The organism is Hydrogenophaga sp., from assembly GCF_051858985.1.
Lineage (GTDB): Bacteria > Pseudomonadota > Gammaproteobacteria > Burkholderiales > Burkholderiaceae_C > Hydrogenophaga.
In genome coordinates this window covers 1,278,535-1,297,490 of sequence record NZ_JBHYGM010000001.1, presented here as the reverse complement: position 1 = coordinate 1,297,490, position 18,956 = coordinate 1,278,535, and the positions used below count along the sequence as shown (strand labels likewise).

The 18,956-nt window shown below is 68.1% G+C and carries 17 protein-coding genes and 1 riboswitch; of the genes, 13 read left to right on the top strand and 4 right to left on the bottom strand.

What is annotated here, in order from left to right:
* A partial coding sequence (locus tag ACTIEY_RS06400) for a Bug family tripartite tricarboxylate transporter substrate binding protein (RefSeq protein WP_439518242.1) occupies positions 1 to 994 on the bottom strand: 994 nt, incomplete at its 3' end.
* Between the two features lie 101 nt (positions 995 to 1,095).
* Between ACTIEY_RS06400 and ACTIEY_RS06395 the strand changes: the two genes are divergently transcribed.
* Positions 1,096 to 2,007, top strand: coding sequence for a LysR family transcriptional regulator (locus tag ACTIEY_RS06395; protein WP_439518241.1), 912 nt, complete (start codon positions 1,096 to 1,098; stop codon positions 2,005 to 2,007).
* Between the two features lie 6 nt (positions 2,008 to 2,013).
* On the opposite strand, the gene ACTIEY_RS06390 is transcribed toward ACTIEY_RS06395, so the two are convergent.
* Entirely contained in the window at positions 2,014 to 2,496 is a 483-nt protein-coding gene (locus ACTIEY_RS06390) for a hypothetical protein (protein WP_439518240.1), read from the bottom strand.
* Positions 2,497 to 2,634: 138 nt separating this feature from the next.
* Here ACTIEY_RS06390 and ACTIEY_RS06385 point away from each other — a divergent pair, with 138 nt between their 5' ends.
* The 5 genes from ACTIEY_RS06385 to ACTIEY_RS06365 all read left to right on the top strand — a co-directional run bounded on the left by ACTIEY_RS06385 (position 2,635) and on the right by ACTIEY_RS06365 (position 9,565).
* Positions 2,635 to 3,675, top strand: coding sequence for an aliphatic amidase (locus ACTIEY_RS06385; protein ID WP_439518239.1), 1,041 nt, complete (start codon positions 2,635 to 2,637; stop codon positions 3,673 to 3,675).
* The gene (locus ACTIEY_RS06380) at positions 3,627 to 4,487 is read left to right on the top strand and encodes a CbbQ/NirQ/NorQ/GpvN family protein (RefSeq protein ID WP_439518238.1); all 861 of its coding nucleotides are present in this window, start codon (positions 3,627 to 3,629) and stop codon (positions 4,485 to 4,487) included. The genes ACTIEY_RS06385 and ACTIEY_RS06380 overlap by 49 nt, the downstream gene beginning before the upstream one ends.
* A gap of 7 nt (positions 4,488 to 4,494) precedes the next feature.
* A complete protein-coding gene (locus ACTIEY_RS06375; RefSeq protein ID WP_439518237.1) occupies positions 4,495 to 6,108 on the top strand; it encodes a nitric oxide reductase activation protein NorD in 1,614 nt (537 codons plus the stop codon).
* 20 nt (positions 6,109 to 6,128) lie between these two features.
* Positions 6,129 to 6,229, top strand: a riboswitch (S-adenosyl-L-homocysteine riboswitch).
* 31 nt (positions 6,230 to 6,260) lie between these two features.
* Positions 6,261 to 8,999, top strand: a complete 2,739-nt coding sequence (metH, locus tag ACTIEY_RS06370; protein ID WP_439518236.1) for a methionine synthase — start codon at positions 6,261 to 6,263, stop codon at positions 8,997 to 8,999.
* A gap of 164 nt (positions 9,000 to 9,163) precedes the next feature.
* The gene (locus ACTIEY_RS06365) at positions 9,164 to 9,565 is read left to right on the top strand and encodes a DoxX family protein (RefSeq protein ID WP_439518235.1); all 402 of its coding nucleotides are present in this window, start codon (positions 9,164 to 9,166) and stop codon (positions 9,563 to 9,565) included.
* 121 nt (positions 9,566 to 9,686) lie between these two features.
* Here the strand turns inward: ACTIEY_RS06365 and ACTIEY_RS06360 are convergent, their stop codons facing one another.
* Both ACTIEY_RS06360 and ACTIEY_RS06355 read right to left on the bottom strand, forming a co-directional pair.
* Positions 9,687 to 11,126 (bottom strand): NAD-dependent succinate-semialdehyde dehydrogenase, encoded by a 1,440-nt coding sequence (locus tag ACTIEY_RS06360; protein WP_439518234.1) that lies wholly within the window; start codon positions 11,124 to 11,126, stop codon positions 9,687 to 9,689.
* 93 nt (positions 11,127 to 11,219) lie between these two features.
* Positions 11,220 to 12,776 (bottom strand): YifB family Mg chelatase-like AAA ATPase, encoded by a 1,557-nt coding sequence (locus tag ACTIEY_RS06355; RefSeq protein WP_439518233.1) that lies wholly within the window; start codon positions 12,774 to 12,776, stop codon positions 11,220 to 11,222.
* A 407-nt stretch (positions 12,777 to 13,183) separates the two neighbouring features.
* Between ACTIEY_RS06355 and glnK the strand changes: the two genes are divergently transcribed.
* From glnK to ACTIEY_RS06320, 7 genes are all read left to right on the top strand, one after another.
* Positions 13,184 to 13,522 (top strand): P-II family nitrogen regulator, encoded by a 339-nt coding sequence (gene glnK, locus ACTIEY_RS06350; RefSeq protein ID WP_086126640.1) that lies wholly within the window; start codon positions 13,184 to 13,186, stop codon positions 13,520 to 13,522.
* A 31-nt stretch (positions 13,523 to 13,553) separates the two neighbouring features.
* Positions 13,554 to 14,990 (top strand): ammonium transporter, encoded by a 1,437-nt coding sequence (locus ACTIEY_RS06345; protein WP_439518232.1) that lies wholly within the window; start codon positions 13,554 to 13,556, stop codon positions 14,988 to 14,990.
* A 105-nt stretch (positions 14,991 to 15,095) separates the two neighbouring features.
* Positions 15,096 to 15,323, top strand: coding sequence for a hypothetical protein (locus ACTIEY_RS06340; protein WP_439518231.1), 228 nt, complete (start codon positions 15,096 to 15,098; stop codon positions 15,321 to 15,323).
* Between the two features lie 168 nt (positions 15,324 to 15,491).
* Complete coding sequence (gene glcE, locus ACTIEY_RS06335) at positions 15,492 to 16,610, top strand: glycolate oxidase subunit GlcE (protein WP_439518230.1); 1,119 nt, start codon at positions 15,492 to 15,494, stop codon at positions 16,608 to 16,610.
* Between the two features lie 12 nt (positions 16,611 to 16,622).
* Positions 16,623 to 17,864 (top strand): glycolate oxidase subunit GlcF, encoded by a 1,242-nt coding sequence (gene glcF / locus ACTIEY_RS06330; protein WP_439518229.1) that lies wholly within the window; start codon positions 16,623 to 16,625, stop codon positions 17,862 to 17,864.
* The gene (locus tag ACTIEY_RS06325; RefSeq protein ID WP_439518228.1) at positions 17,861 to 18,217 is read left to right on the top strand and encodes a CidA/LrgA family protein; all 357 of its coding nucleotides are present in this window, start codon (positions 17,861 to 17,863) and stop codon (positions 18,215 to 18,217) included. The genes glcF and ACTIEY_RS06325 overlap by 4 nt, the downstream gene beginning before the upstream one ends.
* Positions 18,207 to 18,947 carry an LrgB family protein gene (locus tag ACTIEY_RS06320; RefSeq protein ID WP_439518227.1) on the top strand — a complete coding sequence of 247 codons (741 nt, stop codon included), beginning with the start codon at positions 18,207 to 18,209 and terminating at the stop codon, positions 18,945 to 18,947. The genes ACTIEY_RS06325 and ACTIEY_RS06320 overlap by 11 nt, the downstream gene beginning before the upstream one ends.
* Positions 18,948 to 18,956: the final 9 nt, after the last annotated feature.

Below are 18,956 nucleotides of genomic sequence, written 5' to 3'. Positions count from 1 at the left end.
GGATGACGCCGGCCCACTTGGTGGTTTCCGAGGCGATGTAGCTGCCGAACTGCGCCGGCGTGCCGGGCGCGGCGGCCACCCCCATGGTGTTGAGCGTCGCCAGCGTCTGCGCATCCTTCAGGCCCGCGTTGATCTCGGTGTTCAGGCGCGAGACGATCGCGTCTGGCGTGCCGGCGGGTGCCACGATGCCGAACCAGCCGGTCGAGTCGTAGCCGGGCAGGCCGGCCTCGGCCATGGTGGGCACATCGGGCAGCGTGGGCAGCCGCTGGGTCCCGGTGACCGCAAAGGCGACCAGCTTGCCGGCCTGGATCTGCTGCAGCGAGGAGGGCAGGTCGACGATGGCCAGCGGCACCTGTCCGCCCAGGGTGTCCAGCGCGGCCGGGCCGGAGCCCCGGTACGCGACCTCGACCAGCTTGATGCCCGCCATCTGCATGAACAGGGCCGCCGAGAGGTGCATGGCGGTGCCGTTGCCGCCGTGCGCGATGGAGAGCTTGTCCGGCGCTGAGCGCGCCTGGTCGATGAGGGCCTTGAGCGTGCGCGGCGCCACCGACGGATGCCCGATGAGCACGAAAGGAATGCCTGCCAGCATGGCCACGGGCTTGAGGTCGCGCTGGGGATCGAATGGCATCTGGTCGTACAGGCTGACGTTGGCCGACAGCGCGCCGGCGGCACCCAGGCCCAGCGTGTAGCCGTCGTTGGGCGCCTTGGCCACCAGCGACATGCCGACGTTGCCGCCTGCGCCGGGTCGGTTGTCCACGATCACCGGCTGGCCGAGCTTCTCCGTCAGCCGCGGCACCAGCAGGCGAAACACCGCGTCGGCACTGCCACCGGGCGGGAACGTCACCACCACGCGAATGGGTTTGGAAGGGAAGTCGGCAGTGCCCTGGCCCTGCGCCAGCCCGGCAGCTGAAACGCCCGCGAGGCTCAGGGCGGCCAGGGCCGTGCGGCGGGTCAGTCCACCGCTCGGGTGGGCGGCATGGATGCGGTCGGTCATGTTGTTTGTCTCCTTGTTGTGGGTGTCCGGAACGCCCCATTGAACGCGAGCTTCATTCATTCGTAAATCAATAAATTACGAACCAAATATGATGTTCCCTGATGAATCCGAACTTCAGCCCGACGATCCGGCAGCTGCGCGCCTTTGTGGAAGTGCATCGCCTGCGCAAGCTCAGCGCGGCGGCCGACAAGCTGTTCGTCACGCAGTCGGCCGTGAGCATGCTGCTGCGCCAGCTGGAAGAAGGCCTGGATGCGCGCCTCTTCGATCGCACCACGCGCTCGCTGCAGCCCACCCCCGCTGCCACCGAGATGCTGCCGATGGCCGAGCGCATCCTGCGCGATGTGGACGCGCTCTCGGGCGGGTTCCGTGATCTCGCGCAGCTCGAGCGCGGCCGCATCAGTGTGGCCATCACGCCCACGCTGGCCTCCTTCCTGCTGCCCGAGGCCATCCAGCGTTTCGTGCAGGCGCATCCGCAAGTGCGCTTGCAGGTGGACGACTGCGCCCCCGACCAGTTCGTCTCTCGCGTCCTGGGTGAGCACGTGGATTTCGGCATCGGAACGCCCGAGCGGCCAGGCGCCGAGATCGACGCGCAGACCCTGCTGCGCGACCACCTCGCGCTGGTGTGCCTGCAGGACCATCCGCTGGCGCGCCTGCGCAGCGTGCGCTGGGCCGACCTGGCCGGGCATTCGCTGGTGACGGTGCGGCCCGGTTACGGCATCCGCTCGCTGATCGAGAAGACGGCGGCGCAGGCCGGCGTGAACCTGGAGGTGAACCACGAAGTCTCGTTCCTGTCCACGGCCCTCTGGATGACGTCCAGCGGCATGGGCGCGGCCGTCATGCCGGCCGCCTTCGCGCACGCCGAAGGCAACCCGGCGCTGGTGATCCGGCCGATCTCGGCGCCGCGTGTGTCGCGCGACGTGTCGGTCGTCACCAAGCGCGGCCGCTCGCTGTCGGCCGCCAGCCTGAGCTTCATCGAGACGCTGCGCGGCACGCTGGCACGTCGCTCGCACTGAGCCGCGTCACCGGCTCGCGCTGGCAGCCGCGTGCCGGACCGGCACGGTGACGATCACGGTGCTGTGCTGGCCGCGCGAGCGCAGGTTGCCGTGGGCCTCGATGCGCAGGCCGATCTCGCCGTCGCCGTCCTTGAATTCACGCAGCAGGTCGGCCACCGGAATGTGGCAGTTCCACGAGCCGGGTTCCCGGGGACCGCAGGTCACGTGCGGACGCAGGCGTGCCGGCCCGTCAGGGGTGTGGCGCACGAAGGGAAATACGTTGACCTGGTCCAGCGGGTCGGTGGCGATGAAGGTGAGCGTGAGGCGGCTCGATGCCTCGTTCAGGCGGGTGGGTGTGACGCCGAAAACGACGAACGGTGCGTCGTTCGAGAGGTACTGCGTGACCGACGGGTACCCGTCCAGCGACGCGTGGGCCTGGCCCGTCAGCACAGCCAGCAGGACCGCGCCCGCCCGCATCGAGTTCGCCAGCATGGAGTCCGCTTTTGGCATGAGGCTTGTCTCCTGTTGTGGTGTGGATTCTCCCCGCGCCGTCGGCTACGTCAATTGACGTATACGCCAGCGCCCGCGCTCCTTCCACAATGGCCGCAACCCCATTCCCTTCCTTTTTTCCAGCGAGCGCGTACAGCCATGATGCACGGCGACATTTCCAGCAGCAAGGACACGGTCGGCGTGGCCGTGGTGAACTACAAGATGCCCCGGCTCCACACCAAGGCCGAGGTGCTGGACAACGCGCGGAAGATTGCCGAGATGATCGTCGGCATGAAATCCGGCCTGCCGGGCATGGACCTGGTGATCTTTCCCGAGTACAGCACGCACGGCATCATGTACGACGCGAAGGAGATGTACGAAACGGCCGCCACCGTGCCGGGCGCCGAGACCGACATCTTTGCCGAGGCCTGCCGCAAGGCCAAGGTGTGGGGCGTGTTCTCGCTCACGGGCGAACAGCACGAGGAGCACCCCTACAAGGCGCCCTACAACACGCTCATCCTCATGAACGACCAGGGTGAGATCGTCCAGAATTACCGCAAGATCATGCCGTGGGTGCCCATCGAAGGCTGGTACCCGGGCGACTGCACCTACGTGAGCGACGGCCCCAAGGGCCTGAAGATCAGCCTGATCATCTGCGACGACGGCAACTACCCCGAGATCTGGCGCGACTGCGCCATGAAGGGCGCCGAGCTCATCGTGCGCTGCCAGGGCTACATGTACCCCGCCAAAGACCAGCAGGTGCTCATGGCCAAGGCCATGGCCTGGGCCAACAACACCTACGTGGCGGTGGCCAACGCCTCGGGCTTCGACGGCGTCTACAGCTACTTCGGCCACAGCGCGCTCATCGGCTTCGACGGGCGCACGCTCGGCGAATGCGGCGAGGAGGACTACGGCGTGCAATACGCGGCGCTCTCCACCAGCCTGATCCGCGACTTCCGGAAGAACGCGCAGAGCGAGAACCACCTCTTCAAGCTGCTGCACCGGGGTTACACCGGCATGATCAATTCGCGCGAAGGCGACAAGGGCGTGGCCGCCTGCCCCTACGGCTTCTACGCCAACTGGGTCAACGATCCCGAAGGCACGCAGAAGGCGGTGGAGGCGATCACCCGGCCCATGGTGGGCACGGAGGAATGTCCCATCGAAGGCATTCCGAATCCGTCCACCGCAGGCCACCGCTGAACGTGTCGCCCGCCGACCCCCTGGCCGACTGGCGCCTGCACGAGGAACCCTTCTACCAGCCGGTGGGCACCGAGATCGCCGCGTTCGAAGCGGCGCGCTCGGCACGGTTGCCGCTGCTGCTCAAGGGGCCCACGGGTTGTGGCAAGACGCGCTTCGTGGAGCACATGGCCTGGCGGCTGAAGCTGCCGCTGGTGACCGTGGCCTGCCACGAAGACCTGAGCGCGGGCGACCTTGCGGGCCGCTGGCTGCTAGATGCCCAGGGCACGCGCTGGATGGACGGGCCGCTCGCGCTGGCCGCGCGCCACGGCGCCATCTGTTACCTGGATGAATTGCTGGAAGCGCGCGCAGACACCACCGTGCTGCTGCACCCGTTGGCCGACACGCGCCGCGCGCTGCCGCTGGAGCGTCGTGGCGAACTGCTGCCGGCGCACCGCGACTTCCAGCTCGTGGTGAGCTACAACCCCGGCTACCAGGGCCTGCACCGCGACCTGAAGCCCTCCACGCGCCAGCGCTTCGTGGCGCTGGGGTTCGACTACCCCGAGCCCGCCGTGGAGGCGGCCATCGTGGCGCACGAAGGCGGGGCCCATGCCGAATTGGCGACGCGACTGGTGCAACTGGCCACGCGCACACGCCACCTGCGCGACGAGGGCCTGGACGAAGGTGCCTCCACGCGAATGCTCGTGCACGCCGCGCTGCTGGTGCGCGCCGGCCTGGCGCCGCACGACGCGGCGCTGCAGGCCATCGCCGAGCCGCTGAGCGACGACCCTGAAGTGGGTGCGGCCTTGCGCGCGCTGGTGCGCGCGAGCTTCTGAGGCGGCCGTGGATCCTGTCGGCCAGGTTCGACGCGTGGCGCGGGCCTTGTGGGGCCGGTCGTTGCACGCCACCTGGCAACTCAGCGAGCCGCGCGCCGACCGCCGCGCCGTTCTCATGCGCGACGGGGTGTCAGATCCTGTGCTGCATGTGCCGAACCATCCGGACCCCGAGCGTGACCTTGCGCTCGCCACCGCCGCGCACGCGGCCGCGCACCTGCGCTTCGGCGGCGAGGCCCAGTCCCGCAAGGGCCTCAAGCCCGTGCAACAGGCGCTGCTGGGCGTGCTCGAAGACGCGCGCGTGGAATGGCTCGCGCTGCAGGAACTGCCCGGCCTGCGCGCCGTGTGGTGGGCCTTCCATGACGACGCGGCCGCGCTGCGCGGCGCTGGATTCGAAGACCTGCTCGCCCGCCTGTCGGCCAGGCTGCTGAACCCTTCGCACGACGACCCGCACGCGTGGGTGGCGCGCGTGCAGCGAATGTTCTTCGAGCCCGATGGCCGAACGCTGGCGCTGCGAACACCGGCTCAGGTGCGCGAAGCGGCCTCGCTGCTGGGCAACGACATCGGCCAGATGCGCCTGCCGTTCAACGCCCGCACCTACACCGTGCAAGCGCGCTACCGCGACGACAACACCCATCTCTGGCTGCCCGACGCGTCCCTGCCACCGTCGGACACCACGCTGCAGGCCGATGCGGCGCCGCCAACGGAGGAGGCGCCCATCGCTTCGCCCGAGCCGGCGCGCGACGATCCCGACGCCGTGTACGCGGAATGGGATCACCGCATCGGCCGCTACCGGCCGCGGTGGTGCAGCGTCTACGCAAAGGCCCCGCCGGCAGGACCGCCTGCCTGGCCGCCCGGCGCGTTGAACCACGGCCAGCGGCAGCTCGCGCGGCGGCTTGCAGGCATGGCAGGTCCGTGGCGGCGCGGCAGTGGCCGATCCACCGACGGCGACGAACTGCACCATGCGGCGCTGATCGACAGCGTGCTCGATCTTCGCGCCCGGCGCACGCCCGACCCGCGCGTGCATCGCCGACCCTGGCGCCCCACGCCGCCGCTGGCCGTGCTGCTGCTGATCGACGCGTCAGCCTCCACCGCCTGCTCCGGCGCGGACGACGGTGAACTGCTCGCCAGCCTGCAGCGCAGCGCCGCCACCGCCGCGCTCGCCTTGCAGCGCCTGGGGCACCGCAGCGGCCTTTGGGCCTTCTCCAGCCAGGGCCGCCACCGCATCGACATGCCCTGCCTGAAGCACTGGGACGAAGACCTGCCGGTCCTGGCGCGGTTGCACGGCGGCGGCTCCACGCGCCTGGGCGCGGCACTGCGCCACGCGCTGCACCTGAGCGAAGAGGATTCGCGCCGCCATCCGGGCTGGCGGCGCGTGGTGGTGCTGCTGACGGACGGCGAGCCGCACGACATCGACGTGCACGACCCGGATTACTTGCGCGCCGACCTGCAGCGCGCCGCTCGCGAGGCCGCGGCCCGGGGCGTGGCCGTTCGTTCGCTGGTGTTCGAGCCCGGGGATGCGGCTGCGCTGCGGTGCGCGCTGGGCCGCGCTCACGTGCACCCCAGCGCGACCACCGCCGATCTGCCGCGCGCGCTCACGCGCCTGCTGGCCACCATGCGCTGAGCAAAGGGCTAAAATCGCGGCTTCTCAAGGAGCGTTGCAGCGCCGACGGGTCTTCTCACAGGCCCCCACCGTGCGTCAGGCTTGAGTGGGCGCGAACAGGCCCAAACGGCGCTCACCCAGTCTGTTGTCCGCAACCTGCCTTGGTGAGTCCCATGTCCTCCGATTCCGCTTCTCCGTCCCCGACCGTTCCCCCCATGCTGCTCTCCGGCCTGGAGCCGCTGCGCATTGGCGACGGCAGCCTGTTCGTGAACGTGGGCGAGCGCACCAACGTCACCGGCTCCAAGGCTTTCGCCCGCATGATCCTGGAAGGCCGTTTCGAGGACGCGCTGGCCGTGGCCCGCCAGCAGGTGGAAAACGGCGCCCAGATCATCGACGTCAACATGGACGAGGCCATGCTCGACAGCCAGGCCGCCATGGTGCGCTTTCTCAACCTCATCGCCGGCGAGCCCGACATTGCGCGCGTGCCGGTGATGGTGGATTCCTCCAAGTGGGACGTGATCGAGGCCGGCCTGCGCTGCGTGCAGGGCAAGGGCGTGGTGAACTCCATCAGCATGAAGGAGGGCGTGGACGAGTTCAAGCGCCAGGCCGGGCTGGTCAAGCGCTACGGGGCGGCTGCGGTGGTGATGGCTTTTGATGAAAAAGGCCAGGCCGACACCTACGAGCGCAAGGTCGAGATCTGCGAGCGCGCCTACCGCATCCTGGTCGACGAGGTCGGCTTCCCGCCCGAGGACATCATCTTCGACCCCAACATCTTCGCCATTGCCACCGGCATCGAGGAACACAACAACTACGCGGTGGACTTCATCAACGCCACGCGCTGGATCAAGCAGCATCTGCCCGGCGCCAAGGTGAGCGGCGGCGTGTCCAACGTGTCGTTCAGTTTCCGCGGCAACGACCCGGTGCGCGAGGCCATCCACACCGTGTTCCTGTACCACGCCATCCAGGCGGGCATGGACATGGGCATCGTCAACGCCGGCATGGTCGGTGTCTACGACGAGCTCGAGCCCGAGCTGCGCGAGCGGGTGGAAGACGTGGTGCTGAATCGCCGCCCGGATGCTGGCGAGCGCCTGGTGGAAGTGGCAGAAACCGCCAAGGGATCGGCCAGGGACGACAGCAAGAAGAACGAGTGGCGCGCGCTGCCGATCCGCGAGCGCCTCAGCCACGCGCTGGTGCGCGGCATCAACGATCACATCACCGAAGACACCGAGACCATGTGGCGCGAGATCGAGGCCGGTGGTGGTCGCCCGCTGCACGTGATCGAAGGGCCGCTCATGGACGGCATGAACGTGGTGGGCGACCTGTTCGGCCAGGGCAAGATGTTCCTGCCGCAAGTGGTCAAGAGCGCGCGCGTGATGAAGCAGGCCGTGGCGCACCTGCTGCCCTACATCGAGGCCGAAAAGCTGGCGCTGCAGGCCGCCGGCGGCGATGCCAAACCCAAGGGCAAGATCGTGATCGCCACCGTCAAGGGCGACGTGCACGACATCGGCAAGAACATCGTGACGGTGGTGCTCCAGTGCAACAACTACGAGGTGGTCAACATGGGCGTGATGGTGCCCTGCCACGAGATCCTGGCCATGGCCAAGGCCGAGGGCGCCGACATCGTGGGCCTCTCGGGCCTGATCACGCCCAGCCTGGAGGAAATGCAGTACGTGGCCGGCGAGATGCAGAAGGACGCGCATTTCCGCGAGCGCCGCATTCCCCTGCTGATCGGCGGCGCCACCACCAGCCGCGTGCACACGGCGGTGAAGATTGCGCCGCACTACGAAGGCCCGGTGGTCTACGTGCCCGATGCCTCGCGCAGCGTGAGTGTGGCGCAGGGCTTGCTCTCCGACCAGGCCGCCGCCTACATCGCCGAACTGCGCGCCGACTACGACAAGGTGCGCACGCAGCACGCCAACAAGAAGCAGGTTCCCCTGTGGCCGCTGGAGAAAGCGCGCGCCAACAAGACGCCGATCGACTGGACCGCGTACACACCCGCCAAACCCCGCTTCATCGGCAAACGCGTGTTCAGGAACTTCGACCTGCACGAGATCGCCCGGTACATCGACTGGGGCCCGTTCTTCCAGACCTGGGATCTCGCCGGTCCTTTCCCCGAGATCCTCAAGGACGAGGTGGTGGGTGAAGAAGCGCGGCGCGTGTTCAGCGACGGCAAGCGCATGCTGCAGCGCCTGATCGAAGGCCGGTGGCTCAGCGCCAGCGCGGTGGTGGGCCTGTACCCCGCCAACACCGTGCGCGACGACGACATCGAGCTCTACACCGACGAAAGCCGCAGCGAGGTGGCGCTCACCTGGCACGGCTTGCGCCAGCAGGCCGAGAAACAGGAGATCGACGGCGTGATGCGGCCCAGCCGCTGCCTGGCCGATTTCGTGGCGCCCAAGGGTGTGGCGAACGACTACGTCGGCGTGTTCGCGGTGACCGCCGGCCTGGGGGTGGAGAAGAAGGAAAAGCTGTTCCTGGACGACCACGACGACTACTCCGCCATCATGCTCAAGGCCCTGGCCGACCGCATGGCCGAGGCGCTGGCAGAATGCCTGCACCACCGCGTGCGCACCGACCTGTGGGGCTATGCCGCCGACGAGGCGCTGAGCAACGAGGAACTCATCAACGAGAAGTACCAGGGCATTCGCCCGGCGCCGGGCTACCCCGCCTGCCCGGACCATTCGGTCAAGCGCGGCATGTTCGAGCTGCTGCAGTGCGAAGACATCGGCATGGCGCTCACCGAAAGCCTCGCCATGACGCCAGCCGCCAGCGTGAGCGGCTTCTACCTCGCCCACCCGCAGAGCACCTACTTCAACGTGGGCAAGGTGGGTGAAGACCAACTGGAAGACCTGGCCGCGCGCAGCGCGGTGGCGCGCAACGAACTGCAGCGCTGGCTCGCGCCGAACCTGTGAGGGGTCATCATCTGCTCGTCAATCAGAGGTTGGTCGGCCCCCGCTCGATTTGACGAGCAGTGTTGTGTCGTCAGCGATGTTGTCTGCCCGGGAACCGATCGAGCTGGCCCGGGTCAGGCTTCAGTGACAATGGCCCGTTCTTCAATCACCGTCTTCTTCAGCCCATGAACGCACTCAACAACCTCTTCAACCAACCCCGCCTCGGCGTCATCCTGCTGCGCTGGACGCTGGCCATCCTCATGATCTTCCACGGCTGGGCCAAGGTCACCGGCGGTGTCGGCGGCATCGAAGGCATGCTGGTGGCCAAGGGACTGCCCGGCGCGCTCGCCTACGGCGCCTACCTCGGCGAACTGATTGCACCGCTCATGCTGCTGGTGGGTGTGTGGGTGGTGCCGGCGGCCCTGCTGATCGCCATCAACATGGTGTTCGCCCTGGTGCTGGCCCACTCGGGCCACTTCATGGACATCACCCAGACCGGCGGCTGGCGCCTGGAACTGCAGGCGTTTTTCCTGATGACGGCGCTGGTGGTGGCGTTCACGAACCGCCTGGGCCCCAACAAGGGGTGATGCCTGCCGGCGAATCCCGCTACCAGTACCGTTCGGGCTGAGCCTGTCGAAGCCCCGCGAGCGCAAGCACTTCGACAGGCTCAGTGCGAACGGGGTTTGTCGAACTGAACGTGGGGCCCCTTCACACATTCATGATGGTGACGGCGCGCGCGTTCAGGTAGGCCTCCATCGCCTCGGGCCCGCCTTCGGAGCCGTAGCCCGAGTCCTTGATGCCGCCAAACGGCATTTCGGCCGAAGGCATGGCGGGCATGTTCACCCACAGCATCCCCACTTCGACACGGCGCGCCAGCAGGTCGGCATTCTTGAGCGAGCGCGTGAAGGCGTAGCCGGCCAGGCCGAAGGGCAGGCGGTTGGCCTCGGCAATGGCTTCGTCGAGCGTGTTGAAACCACGCACCGCGGCCATGGGGCCGAAAGGCTCGTCGTTGAACACGCGCGAGTTCAACGGCACGTCGGTCAGGATGGTGGGCTGCCAGAAGTTGCCCGCGTCACCGATGCGCTCACCGCCGGTGGCCAGGGTCGCGCCCTGTTCCACGGCGTCTTTTGTGAATTCGGCCATGGCCGTCACGCGGCGCGGGTTGGCCAGCGGACCCATCTGTGTGCCTTCGGCGGTGCCGTCACCCACGGCCAGGCCCTGGGCGTGCTTCACGAGCGCGGCGGAGAATTCCTTGACGATGCTCTCGTGCACCAGGAAACGCGTGGGCGAGATGCACACCTGCCCGGCATTGCGGAACTTGGCGCCACCGGCGGTTTTCACGGCCAGCGCCACGTCGGCGTCCTCGCACACGATCACCGGCGCATGGCCGCCCAGTTCCATCGTCACGCGCTTCATGTGCTGGCCGGCCATGGCGGCGAGCTGCTTGCCCACTGGGGTGGAGCCGGTGAAGGTGATCTTGCGGATGACGGGGTGCGCGATCAGGTAGGTGGAGATCTCGGCTGGCGTGCCGTAGACCAGGCCCAGCACGCCGGGCGGCAGGCCGGCGTCGGCAAAGGCGCGCACCAGCTCGGCGGGCGCAGCCGGGGTTTCTTCCGGCGCCTTGACGATCATGGAACAGCCCGTGGCCAGCGCGGCGGCCAGCTTGCGCACCACCTGGTTGATGGGAAAGTTCCAGGGTGTGAAGGCGGCCACCGGGCCGATCGGATCCTTCAGCACCATCTGGCGCATGGCCAGGTTGCCGCGCGAAGGCACGATGCGGCCGTAGACGCGCAGGCCTTCGTCGGCGAACCAGTCGATGATGTCGGCACCCGCCAGCACCTCGCCCTTGGCTTCGGCCAGCGGCTTGCCCTGTTCCTGGGTGAGCAGCCGGGCAATGTCGCCCGCGCGCTCGCGCAGCAAGGCGGCTGCGGCGCGCATCGTCTTCGACCGGTTGATGGCCGGCGTGTCGCGCCAGGTCTCGAAGCCCTTCTGCGCGGCCTCCAGCGCCAGGTCCAGGTCGGCCTTGCGCGCATGCGCCACGCGACCGATTTCCTGGCCGGTGGCCGGGTTGAACACCGCCAGTGATTCGCCAGCAGCGGCTTCGCGCCATTGACCGTGGATGAAGAGAAGCGTATTGGGGTAGCTCATGTCTTGTTCCTGATATGAAGGGCTTCGGATGCGTTGAACCGGGAACCATACCAGTTGCGAACCCTATGAAGCTTCATGGGGAGATCATGGCGCTCAACCACCCTGCCGCAAGACCCGCCGGTACTGCACTGCCTCCGCCACATGCCCCGCAACCACCGAGTCCGCGCCGGCCAGGTCGGCGATGGTGCGCGCGACGCGCAGCGCGCGGTGGGTGCTGCGCGCGCTCCAGCCCAGGCGGGCGGCAGCCTTGTTCAGGAACTGGATGGCGTCGGCGTCGGCGCGGGCGTGTTCGGTCAGTGCCTGGCCGGCCAATGCCTGGTTGGCGGTGCCTTGCCGGGCCTGGGCGCGCTCGCGTGAAGCGATCACCCGCTCGCGCACGGCTGCGCTGCTTTCACCCTGGGCCGAGCCGTCGAGCAATTCACCGGGCGCCATCGCGGGCACTTCCACATGCAGGTCGATGCGGTCGAGCAGCGGGCCACTGAGCTTGCCCTGGTAGCGACCGACCTGCTCGGGTGTGCAGCGGCACGCGCGCGTGGGGTGGCCCAGGTAGCCGCAGGGGCAGGGATTCATGGCGCCCACGAGCTGGAAGCAGGCGGGGAATTCGCTCTGCATGGCTGCACGCGATATGCGGATGTGACCGCTCTCCAGGGGCTGGCGCAGGGCCTCCAGCGCGGTGCGGGGGAACTCGGGCAGTTCGTCCAGGAACAGCACCCCGTGGTGGGCCAGAGAGATTTCGCCCGGGCGCGGAGGTGAGCCCCCACCCACCAGCGCCACCGCACTGGCGCTGTGATGCGGTGCACAGGTGGGCCGTTGGGCCCAGCGTTCCAGGGAGAAACGGCCGGCCAGCGAAGCCACCGCCGCACTCTCTAGCGCCTCGGTGGTGGTCATGGGCGGCAGCAGGCCGGCGAAGCGCTGCGCCAGCATGGATTTGCCTGAACCAGGCGGCCCCATCATCAGCAGGCTGTGGCCACCGGCGGCGGCAATTTCCAGCGCACGGCGCGCAGCGGCCTGGCCTTTCACGTCGGCCAGGTCGGCATAGGCCGGCTCCACAGCCATGGTGGCCGGCACCAGGCGTGCCCAGCCGCCGTCATCCGGGGCTTCGGGCGCGTTGTCCCGGGCTTCGGGCAGGAAGCGGGCCACCACGTCGAGCAGGTGGCGGGCGCGGTACACCTCGGCCTGGGGCACCAGCGCCGCTTCTTCGGCGCTGCCGGGCGGCAGCACCAGTCTGGCGGGCGCATCGTGCGGGCCGGCGTCGCGGTGCAGCGCCAGGCTCATGGCCAGGGCGCCGCGCACCGGGCGCAACTCGCCGCCCAGCGACAGCTCGCCGGCGAACTCCCATCCGGCCAGGCGCGCGCTGGCGATCTGACCGCTGGCGGCCAGGATGCCGAGCGCGATCGGGAGGTCGAACCGGCCTGAATCCTTGGGCAGGTCGGCCGGCGCCAGGTTGACCGTGATGCGTTTGTTGGAAGGGAACTCGAGCCCCGCGTTGGCGATGGCCGAACGCACCCGTTCGCGCGCCTCCTTCACTTCGGTGTCCGCCAGTCCGACCAGCGTGAAGCTGGGCAGGCCGTTGGCCAGATGAATCTCCACGCAAACCGGCCGCGCCTCCAGCCCGAGCAACGCACGGCTGTGCACCAATGACAAACCCATGGCCCATTTCTCCCTGTTTCGGTGCATTTTTGGCGCCCGTCCGTGTGAAGTGACACGGCCGACACGGCGCACTTGTTTGGTGCGCACGGCATTGGGGTGAGCCCGCCGCCCGGCGCAGCGGCGGGCATGTTGTCACAGGCCGTCAGCCCGCGCCGATACCCCTACCGGCACTGGCATGGGGCGGAGGCGCAGGGCGTTCATTGGACGGACCAAAGATGGTTCAGATACCGCCCGTTGGCATGGTCCGTGCTTGGGGGTGTAAGCGATTGATTCAAAACCAGGGAGTTCCCATGAAACAGTCCGCTTTCCGTGCTTGGCCTGCTCCAGGGGCCGGTCAAGCCCGTTTCACCATCGGTGTCGGCCTCGCGGCCTGATCACCCCTCCTGTTCTAGAAGAGGAATCACAGCATGAAAATGGTCTCAGCCATCATCAAGCCGTTCAAGCTGGACGAGGTGCGAGAAGCACTTTCCAGCATGGGCGTGCAAGGCATCACCGTCACCGAGGTCAAGGGTTTTGGTCGCCAGAAGGGCCATACCGAGCTGTACCGCGGTGCTGAATACGTGGTCGATTTTCTGCCCAAGGTGAAGATCGAAGCCGCCGTGTCCGACGAGCTCGTCGAGCGCGTGATCGAAGCCATCGAAGGTGCTGCCCGCACCGGCAAGATCGGCGACGGCAAGATTTTCGTCACCTCCCTGGAACAGGTGGTGCGCATCCGGACCGGCGAGACCGGCAAGGAAGCGCTCTGATCGCCGCCACTGGAAAAGAAAGATCACCGACATGAAAAAACTGATTGCAACCCTGTTCCTGGGCATGGGCCTGGCCTTTGGTGGCCTCAACGCCATCGCTCAAACCGCAGCCCCGCCCGAGGCGCCTGCGGCCTCCGCGCCTGCCACCACGGAAGCGCCTGCCGCCACGCCGGCGCCTGCCGCCGAGGCACCCGCTGCCGCCGCGCCTGCCGAAGCACCTGCTGAAGCGGTGAAGGAAACCATGGACAAGGGCGACGTTGCCTGGATGATGATCGCCACCGTGCTCGTCGTCCTCATGGTCGTGCCCGGCCTGGCCCTGTTCTACGGCGGTCTGGTCCGCAGCAAGAACATGCTGTCCGTGCTGATGCAGGTGATGGTGGTGTTCTCGCTCATCGTCGTGCTGTGGGCCGTGTATGGCTACAGCCTGGCGTTTGGCGGAGAAGGCCTGATCATCGCCAACCTCGACAAGGTGTTCCTGCTGGGCATCAAGCCCGACACCATGGCCGCCACCTTCACGCCTGGCGTGGTCATTCCCGAGCTGATCTTCGTGACCTTCCAGGCCACGTTCGCCGGCATCACCTGCGCGCTGATCGTGGGCTCGTTCGCCGAGCGCATGAAGTTCGCTGCCGTGCTGCTCTTCTGCACGCTGTGGTTCACCTTCAGCTACATCCCGATCGCCCACATGGTCTGGGGTGCCGGTGGCTACCTGTTCGACAAGGGCGCGCTGGACTTTGCCGGCGGCACCGTGGTGCACATCAACGCCGCCATGGCGGGCCTGGTGGGCGCCTACATGCTGGGCAAGCGCCTGGGCTACGGCAAGGAATCGATGGCGCCGCACAGCCTGACGCTGACCATGGTCGGTGCCTCGCTGCTGTGGGTGGGCTGGTTCGGCTTCAACGCCGGCTCCAACCTGGAAGCCAACGGTGGCGCGGGTCTGGCCTTCATCAACACGCTGCTGGCGACTGCCGCTGCCGTGCTGGCCTGGTGCATCGGTGAAGCGCTGGGCAAGGGCAAGGCGTCCATGCTGGGTGCGGCTTCCGGTGCGGTGGCTGGCCTCGTGGCGATCACCCCGGCCTGCGGCTCGGTGGGCCCCATGGGCGGCATCATCATCGGTCTCGTGGCCGGCTTCCTGTGCCTCTGGGGCGTCAATGGCCTCAAGAAGATGCTGGGTGCAGACGACTCGCTGGATGTGTTCGGCGTGCACGGCGTGGGCGGCATCGTGGGCGCGCTGCTCACCGGTGTGTTCTCGGCCGGCTCGCTCGGCGGCATCAAGGGCGACGACTACGCCATCGGCAGCCAGCTGCTGGTGCAGGCCGAAGGCGTGCTGATCACCATCGTGTGGTCGGGTGTCGTGGCCTTCATCTGCTACAAGATCGTCGACATGATGATCGGTCTGCGTGTGACGGAAGAAGCTGAACGCGAAGGCTTGGACATCACGGCCCACGGCGAGACCGCCTACAACCGCTGATCCGCGAATCCTTCAAGGTTGTTGTGGAACCCGCGTGCCGAAAGGCGCGCGGGTTTTTTTCTTTATGATGCGCGCCCGGACGCACCACAACATCCAGGAGGAATCATGTCCCGTGCCCTGCCGCGCTTCGTTGCCATGGCCTTGTTCGCCCTGTTTTCCATGACAAGTCTGTCCGCGCAGACCACGGGCAGCGATGGCAAACGCAAGGCGCCATCCAAGGTGACCTTCCACAAGGCGCCTTCCGAAGAAAGTCCGCAGGCACGTGAGAAGCGCCTGAAGCGCGAATGCAAGGGCCGGCCGAACGCCGGCATGTGCTCGGGATATACAAGGTAGGCATGTGGCCCCCACGCTCCACCGCTTCGCGGGTCGCTGCCCCCCGAGGGGGCTGATCCGGCTTGGGGCGGCCCTGCGCCGGATCGCTCATCTGGCCCCGGTGCAATTGCACCGCCGCGTGCAGAAAATTCAAAGTGGGTCAGAAGGGCTGCGACTACCATCGCAGGCATGTCCGAAACCCCCCACGAGTACCCCGGCCAGCTGATCGAACAGGTGCGAACCGCCGCTGCGGCCCGCACGCCGTTGCGCATCACCGGCGGAAACACCAAGGCCTTCTGCGACGAACCCACGCGGGGCGAAGCCTTGTCCACCACTGGCTGGGCCGGCATCGTGAGCCACGAGCCCAGCGAACTGGTGGTGACGGTGCGCGCGGGCACGCCGCTGGCCGAGCTGGAAACCGTGCTGGCCGGGCAGGGCCAGTGCCTGCCGTTCGAGCCACCGCATTTCGCGAGTGGCGGCACTGTTGGCGGCATGGTAGCGGCCGGCCTGGCCGGGCCGGCGCGAGCGAGCGTGGGCACGGTGCGCGACTACGTGCTCGGTGCGCGCTTCATCAACGGGCGTGGCGAGCTGCTCACCTTCGGCGGCCAGGTCATGAAAAACGTGGCGGGCTACGACGTGAGCCGCGCACTCGCCGGATCCAGGGGCCAGTTGGGTGTGATCACCGAAGTGAGCCTGAAGGTGCTGCCCTTTGCGCCGGCCGAGGCCACGCTGGTGTTCGAGCTGGGGCAGCACGACGCGCTGGAGCAACTGCACCGCTGGGGCGGCCAGCCCTTGCCGATCAATGCGAGCTGCTGGGTGAAGGACGACACGCAGGCCAGCGCGCCCAACCTGCTGTTCTTGCGCCTGCGCGGCGCGGTGGCGGCCGTGGAAGCGGCGGGTGAACGGATGCTGCGAGAAGCTGGTGGAACCCGCATGGACAACGCGCAGGCCGGCCCCGACTGGGCGCTGTGTCGCGATCAGCGCTTGCCGTTCTTCAACGCGCCGTCGGCCGATCTCTGTCTGTGGCGCCTGTCGGTGCCGCAGACCGCGCCGGTGCTGAACCTGCCGTGGGCGCAACTGATCGAGTGGCACGGCGCGCAGCGCTGGTTGTGGGCGCCGGCCAGCGCGGCGCGGGAAATCCGCGCGGCCGCTTCGGCGGTGAATGGCCACGCCACGCTGTTTCGCGCGGGCGCCGATGGCGCACCCGATCTGGCGCGATTCGATGCGCCCAGTCCAGCCATCGCCACCATCACCCAGCGCCTGCGCGCCGAGTTCGACCCCAGCCAGATCTTCGGCCAGCCCGCCTGAGCACGACCCCCCATGCAAACCCAGCTCTCCCCTGAATACGAGCAGCGCGCCGACGGCCAGGCGGCCGAGGCCATTCTGCGCAAGTGCGTGCACTGCGGCTTCTGCACCGCCACCTGCCCCACCTACCAGTTGCTGGGTGACGAGCTCGACGGCCCGCGCGGACGCATCTACCTCATCAAGCAGGTGCTGGAAGGCGCCGAACCCACGCGCAAGACGCAGCTGCACCTGGACCGCTGCCTCACGTGCCGCAACTGCGAAACCACCTGCCCCAGCGGCGTGGACTACGGCCACCTCGTCGACATCGGTCGCAAGATCGTGGATGAGAAAGTGGCGCGGCCGGCCAGTGAGAATGCCGTGCGCTGGTTGCTGAAAGAGGGCCTGCCGTCACCGCTGTTCGGCCCGGCGATGAAGCTCGGCCAGCTCATGCGCCCGCTGCTGCCGTCGTCGCTGAAGAACAAGGTGCCTGCACCGCAGGCCGCAGGCCATCTGCCCACCGCCACGCATGCGCGCCAGGTGCTGCTGCTCACCGGCTGCGTGCAGCCGGCCATGATGCCCAACATCCACACCGCCACAGCGCGCGTGCTCGATGCCGCCGGCATCCAGGGTGTGGTGGCCCCGCAGGCTGGCTGCTGCGGCGCCGTGAAGTTCCACCTGAACGACCAGGAGGGCGGCAAGGCGCAGATGCGCGCCAATATCGATGCCTGGTGGCCCTTCATCGAAGGGGGTGTCGAGGCCATCGTGATGAACGCCTCCGGCTGCGGCGTGACGGTGAAGGAATACGGCCACATCCTGGCCGACGACCTCGCGTACGCCGAACGGGCCGCGCGCGTGAGCGCCCTCACCCGTGACCTGAGCGAACTGCTGCCTGCGCTGGTGCCGGCGCTGCGACAAAAGCTGAAGCACGCGCCGGATGCGTCCCGCGTGATCGCCTTCCATCCGCCCTGCACGCTGCAGCACGGTCAGCAGCTCAAGGGCGGTGTGGAGCAGCACCTGTCTGCGCTCGGCTTCACCGTGCAGGTGGCGAAGAACGAAGCCCACCTCTGTTGCGGATCGGCTGGCACTTACTCGGTGCTCCAGCCCGACATCGCCTACACCCTGCGCGACCGCAAGCTCGGCCATCTCGACGAACTCAAGCCGTCTGTGATTGCCAGCGCCAACATCGGCTGCATCACGCACCTGCAGAGCGGCACCGCCACACCGGTGCGCCACTGGGTGGAGGTGCTCGACGACGCGCTGAGCGACCGCGCTTCATGATCCCCGCGCTCGCCACCCTGCTCGCGTGCCAGTTGCTGGGCGAGGTGGTGGTGCGTTGGGCCTCGCTGCCGGTGCCCGGGCCCGTGGTGGGCCTGGCACTGCTGTTGGCCGGGCTGGCGCTGCGGCCGAAATGGGTGGAAACGATCAAACCCACCTCGCAAGGCTTGCTGCAACACCTCTCGCTGTTGTTCGTGCCGGCCGGTGTGGGCGTGATGCAGCACCTGCAACGGCTGGGCGACGAAGCACTGGCCATCGGTGTGGCGCTCGTGCTCAGCACCTTCGTCGGGCTGGCGGTCTCCGCGTGGGTGATGATCTGGCTCATGCGCCGGCAGGGCAGGCGCGATGGCCGCTGAGTCGCCGCAGCGCCTGATCGACATCTGGGTCTACCTCTCGGCCACGCCGCTGCTTGGCCTCACGCTCACGCTGGTGGTCTACCAGGCCGCGTTCATGCTGTACCGGCGCTGCGGTTTCCATCCACTGGCCAACCCGGTGCCGCTGGCGGTGCTGGTGCTGGCCACGCTGCTGTGGGCCACCGGCACGCCCTACGCCACGTACTTCGAAGGCGCGCAGTTCGTGCACTTCCTGCTCGGCCCGGCCACCGTGGCGCTGGCGGTGCCGCTGTTCGAGCAGATGCACCGGCTGCGTCGCCTCGCGCTGCCGCTGCTCGGTGCGCTGGTGGCCGGCGTGCTGGCCACCACCACCACCGCCATCGTGCTCGCCTGGGCCCTCGGGGCCTCTACCGCCACCATCGCTTCGCTCGCGCCCAAGTCCGTCACCATGCCCGTGGCCATGGGCATCGCCGAAAAGATCGGTGGCCTGCCTTCGCTCACCGCTGTGCTCGTGATGGGCACGGGTGTGCTCGGCGCCGTGGGCGCGCGCTTCCTGTTCGACGCCCTGCGCATCCGCGACCCCGCGGTGCGCGGCTTTGCCCTGGGCACCATCGCCCACGGCATCGGCACCGCGCGGGCGTTCCAGGAGAGCGAAGAGACTGGCGCTTTCGCCGGGCTGGCGATGGGGCTGAGTGCGCTGTTCAGTGCGCTGGTTCTGCCTTCGCTGGCGGGCTTGCTGCTGCGCTGGGTGTAGCAGCGCCAC